Here is a 12,571-nt window from a genome sequence, read left to right on the forward strand (position 1 = left end):
TTACTTATGGCTGGCATCAGGCAGAAAATGTTTGGCCATATAAAGAAAAACCCTCTGTAAAAACAGAGGGTTTTAGTCACTTAGGCTTGTTTACGAACAGGCTGCGGGAAGTGTTAAATCATTCCCACTCAATCGTCGCCGGCGGCTTGCCGCTGATGTCGTACACCACGCGGGAGATGCCGTCCACTTCGTTGATGATGCGGTTGGAGACGCGGCCGAGGAAGTCATACGGCAGGTGCGCCCAGTGCGCGGTCATGAAGTCGATGGTTTCTACCGCACGCAGGGAGACCACCCAGTCGTATTTGCGGCCGTCGCCCATCACGCCGACCGAACGCACCGGCAGGAACACGGTGAACGCCTGGCTGACTTTGTTGTACAGGTCGGCTTTGTGCAGCTCTTCGATGAAGATGGCATCGGCGCGGCGCAGCAGATCGCAGTACTCTTTCTTCACTTCGCCCAGCACGCGCACGCCCAGACCCGGGCCCGGGAACGGGTGACGGAACAGCATGTCGTACGGCAGGCCCAGCTCCAGGCCGATCTTGCGCACTTCGTCTTTGAACAGCTCTTTCAGCGGCTCGACCAGGCCCAGCTTCATCTCTTTCGGCAGGCCGCCCACGTTGTGGTGCGATTTGATCACGTGCGCTTTGCCGGTGGCGGAAGCGGCGGATTCGATCACGTCCGGGTAGATGGTGCCCTGTGCCAGCCATTTCACCTGCTCTTGCTTGCAGGCTTCTTCGTCGAACACTTCAACGAACACACGGCCGATGATTTTACGCTTGGCTTCCGGCTCGTCCACGCCCGCCAGTGCGGTCAGGAAGCGGTTTTCCGCCTCAACGTGCACGATGTTCAGGCCGAAGTGGTCGCCGAACATTTCCATCACCTGCTTGGCTTCGTTCAGGCGCAGCAGGCCGTTGTCGACGAACACGCAGGTCAGGCGTTTGCCGATGGCCCGGTGCAGCAGCATCGCGGTCACGGAGGAGTCGACGCCGCCGGACAGGCCGAGGATCACGTGGTCTTCACCCACCTGCTCGCGGATGCGCTCGACCGCATCTTCAATGATGGTGGCCGGGGTCCACAGGGCTTCACACTGGCAGATGTCCAGTACGAAGCGCTCCAGCATGCGCTGGCCCTGGCGGGTGTGGGTCACTTCCGGGTGGAACTGCACGCCGTAGAAGCGTTTTTCTTCGTTGGCCATAATAGCGAACGGGCAGGTATCGGTGCTGGCGATGGTCACGAAGTCGGACGGGATTGCGGTCACTTTGTCGCCGTGGCTCATCCACACGTCCAGCAGCGGTTTGCCGGCCGGGCTGATGGCGTCTTCGATGTCGCGCAGCAGCGCGCTCTCTTTGACGATTTCCACCTGCGCGTAGCCGAACTCGCGTTCGTTGGAACCCTGCACATGGCCACCCAGCTGCATCGCCATGGTCTGCATGCCGTAGCACACGCCCAGCACCGGCACGCCGGCGTTGAACACGTAGTCAGGGGCGCGCGGGCTGCCGGCTTCGGTGGTGCTTTCCGGGCCGCCGGACAGGATGATGCCGCTTGGGTTGAATTCGCGGATCTGCGCTTCGCTAACGTCCCAGGCCCACAGTTCGCAGTAAACGCCGATTTCGCGCACGCGGCGGGCGACCAGTTGAGTGTATTGCGAACCGAAGTCCAGTATCAGGATGCGATGCTTATGGATATTTTGTGTCATGTGAGGCGAATTCCAGCAACAAGAGAAAAAGAGCGAAAATGTGTGTTTCGGGATGGGGCTTGGCGCCCCACCCCGGCCTCTCACTCAGGAGAGGTTAAGGCATCAGCCCATGCGGTAGTTCGGCGACTCTTTGGTGATGGTCACGTCGTGCACGTGGCTTTCCTGAATGCCGGCGCCACTGATGCGCACGAACTCCGCCTTGGTGCGCAGATCGTCGATGGTGGCGCAGCCGGTCAGGCCCATGCAGGAGCGCAGGCCGCCCATCTGCTGGTGCACGATGGCTTTCAGCATGCCTTTATAGGCGACGCGGCCTTCGATACCTTCCGGCACCAGTTTGTCGGCGGCGTTATCGGTCTGGAAGTAACGGTCGGAAGAACCTTTGGACATCGCGCCCAGCGAGCCCATGCCGCGGTAAGATTTGAACGAACGGCCCTGATACAGCTCGATTTCGCCCGGGGATTCTTCGGTGCCCGCCAGCATAGAGCCGACCATCACGCAGGATGCGCCCGCGGCGATCGCTTTGGCGATGTCGCCGGAGAAGCGGATGCCGCCGTCGGCGATAACCGGAATGCCGGTGCCTTCCAGCGCTTCCACCGCGTCGGCGATGGCGGTGATCTGCGGTACGCCCACGCCGGTCACGATGCGGGTGGTGCAGATGGAGCCAGGGCCGATACCCACTTTCACCGCGCTCACGCCGGCTTCAGCCAGCGCTTTGGCGCCCGCTGCGGTCGCGACGTTGCCGCCGACGATCTGCAGATCCGGGTATTTGGCGCGAGTTTCGCGGATGCGCTGCAACACGCCTTCGGAGTGGCCATGCGAGGAGTCGATCAGCAGGACGTCAACGCCTGCCGCCACCAGCGCGTCAACGCGCTCTTCGTTGCCGGCGCCGGCGCCGACCGCCGCGCCCACGCGCAGACGGCCGTGCTCGTCTTTACAGGCGTTCGGCTTACGTTCCGCTTTCTGGAAGTCTTTAACGGTGATCATGCCCAGCAGGTGGAAGCTGTCGTCCACCACCAGCGCTTTTTCTACGCGCTTTTCGTGCATCTTCTGCAGCACCACGTCACGCGCTTCACCTTCTTTCACGGTGACCAGGCGATCTTTCGGCGTCATCACCGCAGTCACCGGCTGAGACAGATCGGTCACGAAGCGCACGTCACGGCCGGTGATGATGCCGACCAGCTCGTTGTCTTCGGTAACGACCGGGTAACCGGCGAAGCCGTTGCGCGCGGTCAGCTCTTTCACTTCCTGCAGCGTGGTGGACGGGGTAACGGTCTGCGGGTCGGTAACTACGCCGCTTTCATGCTTCTTCACGCGGCTGACTTCTTCAGCCTGGCGCTCGATGGACATGTTTTTGTGGATGAAGCCCAGGCCGCCTTCCTGCGCCAGCGCGATGGCCAGGCCGGATTCGGTCACGGTATCCATGGCTGCGGACAGCATAGGGATGTTCAGGCGGATGGTTTTGGTCAGTTGAGTGCCGAGCTCTGCGGTGTTAGGCAGAACCGTGGAGTGGGCTGGAACCAGGAGGACGTCGTCAAACGTCAGAGCTTCTTTAGCGATACGTAGCATGGGCAATATCTCACCAGGGTGGGCTGTGAAAAAGATAAAATATTGCCGCGGCATTATACAGAGCGGAATCGGTTGCCTCCAGCACTTTCTTACAAAAAGTCTTGATTACCTTTTTCAGCCATGTAGTATCGACCAATTAAGTGATTGTTTTGAAATTTGATCTGGGTCACATGTCGCTACCTGTTTCGCCTTCCATTTTTACCGTAAGCCGCCTGAATCAGACGGTTCGCCAACTGCTGGAAATGGAAATGGGGCAGATTTGGCTCTCCGCCGAGATCTCCAACCTCTCCCAGCCCGCCTCCGGCCACTGGTATTTCACCCTGAAAGACGACCGCGCCCAGGTACGCTGCGCGATGTTCCGCAACAGCAATCGCCGCGTCACCTTCCGGCCGCAAAACGGCCAGCAGGTCTTGGTGCGCGCCAGCATCACGCTGTATGAACCGCGCGGCGACTACCAGCTGATCGCCGAGAGCATGCAGCCCGCCGGCGACGGCCTGCTGCAGCAACAGTTCGAGCAGCTGAAACAGCGCCTGAGCGCCGAAGGGCTGTTCGATCAGCAGTTCAAGCAGCCGCTGCCCGCCCCGGCCAAACGCGTCGGGGTGATCACCTCCGCCAGCGGCGCGGCGCTGCACGATATCCTGCAGGTGTTGCAGCGGCGCGATCCATCGCTGCCGATCGTCATCTACCCCACCTCGGTGCAGGGCGCGGAAGCGCCGATGCAGATCGTGCGCGCCATCGAGACCGCCAACCGCCGCGATGAATGCGACGTGCTGATCGTCGGCCGCGGCGGCGGTTCGCTGGAAGATCTGTGGAGCTTCAACGACGAACGCGTGGCGCGGGCGATCTTCGCCAGCCGCATTCCGATCGTCAGCGCCGTCGGCCATGAAACCGACGTCACCATCGCCGACTTCGTCGCCGATCTGCGCGCGCCGACCCCTTCCGCCGCCGCCGAACTGGTCAGCCGCAATCAGCTTGAGCTGTTGCGCCAGCTGCAGTCGCAGCAGCAGCGGCTGGAGATGGCGATGGATTACTACCTGGCGCAGCGCCAGCAGCAGTTCACCCGCATTCACCACCGTTTACAGCAGCAGCATCCGCATCTGCGCCTGGCGCGCCAGCAGACGCTGCTGTTCAAGCTGCAGCGCCGGATGGAAGACGGCATGCAGCAACAGCTGCGCCTGGCCGCCCGCCGCAGCGAACGCGCCCAGCAGCGGCTGGCGCAGGTGCAGCCGCAGGGCCGTATTCACCGCTACCAACAACGCGTGCAGCAGCAGGAATACCGTCTGCAGCAGGCGATGGAGCGCCAGCTCAACGCCTACCGCCAGCGCTTCGGCGTGGCCTGCAGCCAGTTGGAGACCGTCAGCCCGCTGGCGACGCTGGCGCGCGGCTACAGCGTGACGCAAACCCCGCGCGGTGAGCTGCTGAAAACCACCAAGCAGGCGCAGGTCGGCGAACTGCTGAAAACCCGCCTGCAGGACGGCTGGGTGGAAAGCGAGGTGAAAACCATCACCGTCGCCAAAAAGCCGCGCAAGAAGCGCGCGACCGAGTAACCCCCCTACTCCAGCGTAAAACGCTCGCCCGGTTCGCCGTTCACCCACAGCGCGCGCGTTTCACCTTCCGGCAGGCTGAGCGCCAGCGTGCGCCAAGCCGGGCGGAAACGCCCTTCCGTCGTGATATCCAGCATAATGCGCTGATTGTCGCAGCGCATTTCCCAGCGCAGCCACAGCGCATCGCCCTGCCGCCAGCCGTCGCTTTCACCGTCGTCCTCAAACAACAACCCACTGCTTGCACCGCAGCCCTTGAGCGGAAACAGCCGCAGCTCGCGCCGATCGTCGGCGGCCACGTCCACATGCGCCAGCCGCTGCGACAGCGGCAGCGCCGCCCCGGCACGCACCAGCAACGGCAGGCGCTCCAGCGGCGCCGCCAGCGCCACCGTCTGGCCGCCGCCGAACCACTGGCCGCTGTAGAAGCAGTACCAGCCTTCGCCGTTGTCCGGCAAATACACCGAACGCCGGCGCTGCGCCGGTTCCACCACGCTGGCCACCAGCAGATCGCGGCCAATCAGAAAATCGTCGTTCTCGCCGAAGGTGCGCGCATCCTGTTCGTGATCGAGGAAGGTCGGGCGCAGCATCGGCTCGTCGTCAACGCAGGCCTGCCACAGCAGGGTGTAGAAATACGGCAGCAGCCGATAACGCAGATTGATCGCCTCGCGCACCGCCGGGGTGGCGGCCGGGTACATCCAGGGCTCGTTGACCGTGGCGTCGTCGTTCCAGGAGTGGATAGTGAAACGCGGATGCATCACGCCGTTTTGCACCCAGCGCACCAGCAGCTCCGCGTCCGGTTTGTCGCCGGAGAAGCCGCCGACGTCGTGGCCGAGGTTATACAGCCCGGACAGGCTCATGCCCAGCCCCATGCGGATGTTGTAGCGCAGCGTCTGCCAACTGGTGCGGTTGTCGCCGCTCCAGGTCTGCACATAGCGCTGCATGCCGGCGCAGCCGGAGCGCGAGATCAGGTACGGCCGCCGCTGCGGCGCGAAGCGCTGCTGGGCCTCCATCGAGGCGCGCATCATCAGCAATGGCATCACCGGTCGGATATGCTTGATGGCGATCGGCCGCCCAAAGCCGTGGCAGCGCGCTTCGCCATCCCACACTTCGTACTCGTTGTTGTCATTCCAGGTGGAATCGATGCCCATCTCCAGCAGCTGCTGCGTGACACCCTGCTGCCACCAGCGCACCGTCGCCGGGTTAGTGAAGTCGAGGTGCGATCCTTCGTCGTCCCAGAAGCTGGAGCGCTCCGGCGCGTCGCTTTGCGAATCGCGGATAAACAGCCCCTGCGCCGCCACCGCCTGATACTGCGGGTGATCCTGCAGCAGGCACGGCTTGATGTTGGCCGCCAGCCTGAGGCCGGCGTCGTGAAACGCCTGGCTGAGCAGCTTGGGCTGCGGCACCTTGTCGTAGTTCCAGTTGAACACGTAGCGCTTGTTATTGATCGAGGTGTAGCCCGACGACAGCTGGAAAGAGTCGCAGGGTATGGCGTGTTGACGGCACAGCGCGATGAACTGCTGCAGCTGCTGCTGGGCGTCCGGCGCGTCGGTGTAGTGCATGGTCGAACCGCTGTAGCCCTGGCTCCACTTCGGCCCGAAGTGGGTGCGGCCGGTCAGGCGCACGAAGGCCTTGGTGACGTCCAAAACCTTCGGCCCGAGGAACAGGTAGTAATCCAGATCGCCCGCTTCGGCCTGATAGCGGCGGTAGGCCGCGTGGTAGTTGTCTATCTCGTTGCCCAGATCCAGCCAGCAGTTGCTCAGGTTATCGTAGAACAGGCCAAAGCTCGCCTCCGGCCCACGGGTGATGGTAAACGGAATGTGCTTGTACAGCGGATCGGTGCTGGCGGCGTTGTAGCCCATGGCGTCCAGATTGCGCATCTCAAAGCGGCGGCCGGTGCGTTCCAGATCGCCGGCCTTCTCCCCCAGGCCGTAATAGCGCTCATCGGCGAAACGCCGCTGGTAATGCGCCACGCCGTCGCCGTGCGCATTGAGCAGGTAGGCGCTGGTTGGCCGATCCGACGCCAGCGGCCGCCACTCGCCGTCGGCATTGCAATACTCCCACGCCAGCCACAGCGGCTGATGCACCGTCACGCGCAGCAGCGGCGTGCTGACCACCAGCCGATCGCCCTCCCGGCGCAGCTGATAGCCCGGCAGGCTGAAACCGGCGACGCTGAGCCGATCGCGCCCTTCCCAAGGCACATCCTCCTGCGGCGCGATGCTCCAGGTGCGATCCAGCGCCAGCCCGCCATCACGTTTGATCAACACGCGGAACAGACCGTCTTCCAGCACGTACAGGCAGAAACGGTGGCGTTCATCGACCAGCAACTCGACGTGGTCGGCATGCTGCGCCGCCAGCGTCCAATTTTTCAACGTTTTCATAAATATTCCACTTAGCTGTGTGAAGGAGTTTTCTTACCGCCGCGCTCCGCAATCAGGGCAATCAGGAACAGGGCGCCGATCAAATCGAAGAAGCCCATCGCGATAAACAGCGGGTTGAAGCCGAGGGTGTCGGATACCGCGCCGATCAGGAGCGTGAACAGGAAGCTGGCGATCCAGGCGCTGGAGCCGCGCATGCCGTTGACCGTCGCCATTTGGTTCTTATCGAACGATTCCACCACCAGGGCGCTGAGCATGCAGGAGATCACCTGATGGCCGAACCCGCCGATCGAGATCAGCGCGATCGCCACATAGGGATCTTGGGTGATCGCGACAAACGCCAGCGACACCATCAGGAAAGCGCCGGTCACCGAGCTGGCGACCACCGAGTTAACGCGGCTGCAGCCGAACCATTTGCGGTACAGGGTGGTGAGATAGCCGCTGGCGACGCTGCCGATATCCGCCGCCAGGAACGGCAGCCAGGCGAACATCGCGATCTGTTTCAGATCCATGCCGCGTTCGGTGGCCAGGTACAGCGGCACCCAGAAGCTGAAGACCGCCCAGGCCGGCTCGGCGAGAAAGGCCGGGATGGCGATGCCGTAAAATTTCTTGTTCTTGCACAGGCTGGCCAGCGAGGTGAGAAACGGCAGCTTCGGCAGTACCGGCTCGTTGTCTTCGCGGATCAGATCCAACTCTTGCTGGCTGAGGTTCGGGTGCTGCTGCGGCGAGTGGTAGAACAGCCACCACAGCACCACCCAAATAAGCGCCAGCCCGCCGGAGAACAGGAAGGCGCCTTGCCAGCCGAAGGAGACGTGAGCGATGACGATGATCGGCGGGGCCAGCATGGCGCCGATGGAGAAACCGACGCCCGCCCAGCCGGCAGCGATCGGCCGCTCCTTCTTCGGGAACCAATCGGAGATCGCCTTGGCGTTGGCCGGGGTGGCCGCCGCCTCCGCGCCTCCCATGAAGAAGCGCAGAATGGCCAGTTGCAGCCAGCTGCCGGCGCCGGCGTGCAACATGCATACCACCGCCCAAATGCCGGCGCAGATCAGAAAGCCCATCTTCAGGCCGATAACGTCGATCAGCCAGCCGCAGATCGGCTGAAACACCGTGTAGGCCAGCTGGAACGACGCCACCACCCAGGCATATTGCTCGGTGCTCATGTTCAGGCTGGTTTTCAGCTCCGGCGCCAAAATGCCCAGCGAGTTGCGGGTGATGTAGTTGACCGTGACGCCCAGCAAGAACAGCGCCAGCATCCACCAGCGCAGCGATTTGAACTTGCGCCGGCCGCTCTGCGCGACCGCCTGATTGATCTCCACACTCATCGGTTCTCTCCCCGCGGCCGCCGGCTACGGCGACGCGCGTTTTGGTAGGGTACGTTGTGCTATCAAACACGGGACGGTGAAAGCGGGTCGGCGCCGTATCATTGGCCGAAAGACAATCACAACCCCATGATTTATTTTTTGTTTTCTTTTTCGCACACCGTTAAAATTGGACTGACAGGTCGCTAAAATTGGTGTACCAATGCAGACTACTCAGCGAGAGCGCGCAGCGAAACGGGGTTTTTTGCAAAGATTTTCACAGGTGGGTGAAAAAATAGTCATAATGGGCATGAAAGCCGGTCAAGACGCTGAAAATCCGCGGTGAAAATATTCTCATGGACGAATTTGAAGGAGATCACAGAATGAACGGAAAGCTGAAAATTCAGGAGATCGCTCGCCAAACCGGGTTGTCGATCAGCACCGTTTCCCGCGTGCTGGCGGGCAAGGCCAACACCAGCGCCGAGGCGCGCCGCAAGGTGCTGGACTGTGCGCAGCAAAACGGCATTCTGCAGGGTATTTCCAGCGGCCGGCTGATGCTGAACAACGTGATGGTGTTCGCGCCGCAGCGCGCGTTCGACGTACGCACCGACATCTTCTACTACAAGGTCATTCAGGGTATCGCCGCCGCGCTGATGGAGCACGAGGTGCGCATCCGCTACTGCGGGCTGGAAGAGCAACACAGCGACGGCGCGCTGTTTCTGGAAAAGATGAGCGACCCGCACACCGAAGCGGCGCTGATCATCGGCATCGACGACGAGCATATCCACACCCTGGCCGCCGATCTGCACAAGCCCTGCGTGCTGATCAACTGCAGCGATCGGCAGATGCGGCTGGACAGCGTCTCGCCGGATCATCAGCTGATCGGCGACTATTCCGCCAGCTACCTATTTCAGCAGGGGCATAGCCATATCCTCAATCTGCAGTGTCTGCGCCGCCACACCATGGAGCTGCGGCTGGCGGGCATTCGGCAGGCCTACGCCCGGCATCATCTGCCGTTCGACGATGGCAGCCATCTGGTCACCACCTCCGGCTTCGGCAGTGAAGAGGCCGAGCAGGCGCTGACCACCTATCTCGATGGCCTCCACGGCCACTCCCCGCTGCCGACGGCGATCCTGGCCGGCGGCGACTACATGGCGGTCGGGGCGGTCAAGGCGCTCAACAAGCGGGGGCTGAACGTGCCGGGCTACGTCTCGGTGATGAGCACCGACGGCTTCAACCTGGCGGAAATCCACGATGTGCCGCTGACCTCGGTGCAGGTGCCGCGCGACGAATTGGGTTACGAGGCGATCCAGCTGCTGCAGCGGCGCATGCTGCGCGCCGACGCGCCGCCGTGCAACCTGCTGCTGCATGGCCGGTTGGCGGTACGCGCCTCGGTGCGGCGCATCAGCCCGCACAAGACCGCGCCGGCGGTGAGCACGCATAACCACAGGCTTTATGACGAGTAGGCTACACTTAGGCACAGTGCATTCATTCGATGAGGTAAAATTTTTGCCTAAGGAGAGCCACTATGCCAGCCCAGCGCATGCGTTCCGTCATTCCTCCCTACATGCTGCGCCGCATTATTGAACACGGTAACGCCCCGCAGCGCGACTGCGCGCTGCACACCCTGAACCACGTGCAAAGCCTGCTCGGCAACAAGCCGCTGCGTTCACCGACCGAGAAAAACGCCCGAGCCGGCGAAGCGCTCCGCGATATCTACGACGCCCAGAACGGCACCCAACTGCCCGGCAAACAGGTGCGCAAGGAGGGGCAGCCCAGCAACCACGACGTGGCGGTGGACGAGGCCTACGACTATCTCGGCGTCACCTACGATTTCTTCTGGCAGGCCTACCGGCGCAATTCGCTGGATAATAAAGGGCTGCCGCTGGTCGGCAGCGTACATTACGGCAAGGAGTACCAAAACGCCTTCTGGAACGGCCAGCAGATGGTGTTCGGCGACGGCGACGGCGAGATCTTCAACCGTTTCACCATCGCCATCGACGTGGTCGGCCACGAGCTGGCGCACGGCGTGACCGAGAGCGAAGCCGGGCTGATCTACTACCAGCAGTCCGGGGCGCTCAATGAGTCGCTGTCTGACGTATTCGGCTCGTTGGTCAAGCAGTTCCACCTGCAGCAAACCGCCGATAAAGCCGACTGGCTGATCGGCGCCGGGCTGCTCGCCAAGGGCATCAAAGGCAAAGGGCTGCGCTCGATGTCGGCACCCGGCACCGCCTACGACGATCCGCTGCTGGGCAAAGACCCGCAGCCCGCCAGCATGAAGGATTATATCCAGACCAAGGAAGACAACGGCGGCGTACACCTCAACTCCGGCATTCCCAACCGCGCGTTCTACCTGGCGGCAACCGCGCTGGGCGGCTTCGCTTGGGAAAAAGCCGGCTACGTCTGGTATGACACGGTGTGCGACAAAGCGCTGCCGCAAAACGCCGACTTCGCCACCTTCGCCCGCGCCACGGTGAAACATGCGCTAGCGCGTTTCGACCAGAGCGTGGCGGACAAGGTGCAACAGGCCTGGCATCAGGTGGGGGTGGAGTAATGAAACCGCTGCCGACGCTCAATCAGGATACGGTCATTGAGCTGGCGCGCGAGGGAGGCTTCGCCTACATTCCCAAACTGGCGGGCCAGCGCCGCATTGCGCTGGCCGATATCACGCCGGAGCAACGGCAGCGCCTGAATCAGTTGCTGAATCAGACACTGCCGTACGCCCAGGAAGAGGGCCAACCCAACTCCCCCGGCTGCGGCGACCAGCGCTACTACCGCGTACAGATCAACTACACCAGCCCCACCCTGAGCACCGAGATCGTGCTGTTAATCCCGGAAAGCAGCGCGCCGCAGGCGCTGGTGGATTTGTGGAAAACCGGCCAGGTGGATGAGTGAGGGCTTACAGCGGCTGATAGCTGAAATTCACCCGTTTTTTGGAGATCAGCCCGTGCCCGTTCTGGCACAGGTAATCCACCGCCCCGCAGGCTTTCAATTCTTGCAGCGGCTGCCCGCACTCCGGGCAGCTCGCCAGCTGCCGATAATCGCAGAGGCAGGCTTCACAATGGTAATGACCCGCTACCCACTTCATGGTTTGACGACAGTGCGGACAATGCGCATCCATAACGGCTCCCAGGTTAAATCGCGCCCCATGAGCGCAAGAAATAGATCCCCAACGCGGTGGTGAAGAACGACCCGACGGTGGTGATAGCGATAATGTTGGCCGCCAGCGTGGCGTTGCCGCCCATGGCGCGCGTCATCACATAGCTGCCCGAAGCGGTCGGCGTGGCGGAAAACAGGAAGATAATGCCCAGCGCCGCACCCTGAAACCCGCACAGCCAGCCGGCCAGCGTCATCAGGCACGGCACCAGAAACAGCTTGGCCGCCGACGACAGCGCCGCCACGTTGGACGAGCGGAACATGGCGCGAAAATCCAGGCTGGCGCCGGTGCACAGCAGTGCCAGCGGCAGCGACAGCGCGGAGATATAGCTGCCGGTCTGGCGGATCACGGTCGGGATGCCCAGCCCGGTTTGCGCATACAGCAGCCCGCACACCAGGCCGATGATCAGCGGGTTGGTAACGATGCTGCGCAGCAGCGACAGGTGGCTGATTTTCTTGCCCTGCCCACCCTGTAGGCTGCGCGTGAGGGTGATCACCGACAGTATGTTGAACAGGATCACCGTCACCGTCAGGTACAGCGAGGCGAGCGCAATGCCTTCGCTGCCATAGGCGGTCATGGCGTAGGCCAGGCCGACGATGGCGGTATTGGCGCGGAAACCGCCCTGCACGAACACCCCGCGCTCACGCGGTTCTTTCACCAGCCACTTGGCCGCCAGCTCCAAGAGCAGGAAGGTCGCCAGCGTGCCGACCGCGCCGAACAGCACCAGCGGCAGGTTGCCGAGCAGCTGCGGGTGGTTGGTGGCGATGCTGAAAAACAGCAGGCACGGCAGCGCCAGATTGAACACCAGGCGGGTCGCGCCGTCGACAAAGCGGTCATCCATCAGGCGCCAATGGCGCAGCAGGATCCCCAGCAGCATCATCAGCAGATTCGGCACGGTGACGTTAAACGCAAAACTCCAGGTTTCCCAGGACATG

The 12,571-nt window shown here is 62.5% G+C and carries 10 protein-coding genes; 4 read left to right on the forward strand and 6 right to left on the reverse strand.

All coding sequences use genetic code 11. The features are described from left to right. Positions 1-118: 118 nt before the first annotated feature. Together guaA and guaB are read right to left on the reverse strand one after the other, a co-directional pair. Positions 119-1,696: a glutamine-hydrolyzing GMP synthase gene (gene guaA, locus ACJ8J5_RS19175; RefSeq protein WP_043138057.1), complete on the reverse strand. Its 1,578-nt coding sequence runs from the start codon at positions 1,694-1,696 to the stop codon at positions 119-121. A 102-nt stretch (positions 1,697-1,798) separates the two neighbouring features. Continuing rightward, positions 1,799-3,262, reverse strand: a complete 1,464-nt coding sequence (gene guaB, locus ACJ8J5_RS19180) for an IMP dehydrogenase (protein ID WP_038629838.1) — start codon at positions 3,260-3,262, stop codon at positions 1,799-1,801. 170 nt (positions 3,263-3,432) lie between these two features. Here guaB and xseA point away from each other — a divergent pair, with 170 nt between their 5' ends. Next, positions 3,433-4,809, forward strand: coding sequence for an exodeoxyribonuclease VII large subunit (gene xseA, locus ACJ8J5_RS19185; RefSeq protein ID WP_043138416.1), 1,377 nt, complete (start codon positions 3,433-3,435; stop codon positions 4,807-4,809). A gap of 5 nt (positions 4,810-4,814) precedes the next feature. Here the strand turns inward: xseA and ACJ8J5_RS19190 are convergent, their stop codons facing one another. Together ACJ8J5_RS19190 and ACJ8J5_RS19195 are read right to left on the reverse strand one after the other, a co-directional pair. Further along, complete coding sequence (locus ACJ8J5_RS19190) at positions 4,815-7,181, reverse strand: glycoside hydrolase family 31 protein (protein WP_334273997.1); 2,367 nt, start codon at positions 7,179-7,181, stop codon at positions 4,815-4,817. Positions 7,182-7,192: 11 nt separating this feature from the next. Beyond that, a complete protein-coding gene (locus ACJ8J5_RS19195; RefSeq protein WP_099816858.1) occupies positions 7,193-8,503 on the reverse strand; it encodes an MFS transporter in 1,311 nt (436 codons plus the stop codon). Between the two features lie 359 nt (positions 8,504-8,862). Between ACJ8J5_RS19195 and ACJ8J5_RS19200 the strand changes: the two genes are divergently transcribed. The 3 genes from ACJ8J5_RS19200 (at position 8,863) to ACJ8J5_RS19210 (ending at position 11,374) form a co-directional block, all read left to right on the forward strand. After that, entirely contained in the window at positions 8,863-9,945 is a 1,083-nt protein-coding gene (locus ACJ8J5_RS19200; protein ID WP_334273995.1) for a LacI family DNA-binding transcriptional regulator, read from the forward strand. Positions 9,946-10,007: 62 nt separating this feature from the next. Next, a complete protein-coding gene (locus ACJ8J5_RS19205) occupies positions 10,008-11,033 on the forward strand; it encodes a M4 family metallopeptidase (RefSeq protein WP_025303904.1) in 1,026 nt (341 codons plus the stop codon). After that, a complete protein-coding gene (locus ACJ8J5_RS19210) occupies positions 11,033-11,374 on the forward strand; it encodes a protealysin inhibitor emfourin (protein ID WP_016929750.1) in 342 nt (113 codons plus the stop codon). Before ACJ8J5_RS19205 ends, ACJ8J5_RS19210 begins: the two co-directional genes overlap by 1 nt. A 4-nt stretch (positions 11,375-11,378) precedes the next feature. Here the strand turns inward: ACJ8J5_RS19210 and ACJ8J5_RS19215 are convergent, their stop codons facing one another. Together ACJ8J5_RS19215 and ACJ8J5_RS19220 are read right to left on the reverse strand one after the other, a co-directional pair. Beyond that, entirely contained in the window at positions 11,379-11,600 is a 222-nt protein-coding gene (locus ACJ8J5_RS19215; protein WP_049296119.1) for a zinc ribbon domain-containing protein, read from the reverse strand. A 13-nt stretch (positions 11,601-11,613) separates the two neighbouring features. Beyond that, the gene (locus ACJ8J5_RS19220) at positions 11,614-12,570 is read right to left on the reverse strand and encodes an AEC family transporter (protein WP_033648913.1); all 957 of its coding nucleotides are present in this window, start codon (positions 12,568-12,570) and stop codon (positions 11,614-11,616) included. Between the last annotated feature and the right edge of the window lies 1 nt (position 12,571).

It is taken from the genome of Serratia sp. CY43202, assembly GCF_052168755.1.
Lineage (GTDB): Bacteria > Pseudomonadota > Gammaproteobacteria > Enterobacterales > Enterobacteriaceae > Serratia > Serratia bockelmannii.

Bases quoted from the DNA above. Each gene is read 5' to 3' on its own strand.
- guaB (WP_038629838.1), bottom strand. From the start codon at position 3,262: ATGCTACGTATCGCTAAAGAAGCTCTGACGTTTGACGACGTCCTCCTG.
- ACJ8J5_RS19220 (WP_033648913.1), bottom strand. From the start codon at position 12,570: ATGTCCTGGGAAACCTGGAGTTTTGCGTTTAACGTCACCGTGCCGAAT.
- ACJ8J5_RS19190 (WP_334273997.1), bottom strand. From the start codon at position 7,181: ATGAAAACGTTGAAAAATTGGACGCTGGCGGCGCAGCATGCCGACCAC.
- ACJ8J5_RS19195 (WP_099816858.1), bottom strand. From the start codon at position 8,503: ATGAGTGTGGAGATCAATCAGGCGGTCGCGCAGAGCGGCCGGCGCAAG.
- guaA (WP_043138057.1), bottom strand. From the start codon at position 1,696: ATGACACAAAATATCCATAAGCATCGCATCCTGATACTGGACTTCGGT.
- ACJ8J5_RS19215 (WP_049296119.1), bottom strand. From the start codon at position 11,600: ATGGATGCGCATTGTCCGCACTGTCGTCAAACCATGAAGTGGGTAGCG.
- ACJ8J5_RS19210 (WP_016929750.1), top strand. From the start codon at position 11,033: ATGAAACCGCTGCCGACGCTCAATCAGGATACGGTCATTGAGCTGGCG.
- ACJ8J5_RS19205 (WP_025303904.1), top strand. From the start codon at position 10,008: ATGCCAGCCCAGCGCATGCGTTCCGTCATTCCTCCCTACATGCTGCGC.
- xseA (WP_043138416.1), top strand. From the start codon at position 3,433: ATGTCGCTACCTGTTTCGCCTTCCATTTTTACCGTAAGCCGCCTGAAT.
- ACJ8J5_RS19200 (WP_334273995.1), top strand. From the start codon at position 8,863: ATGAACGGAAAGCTGAAAATTCAGGAGATCGCTCGCCAAACCGGGTTG.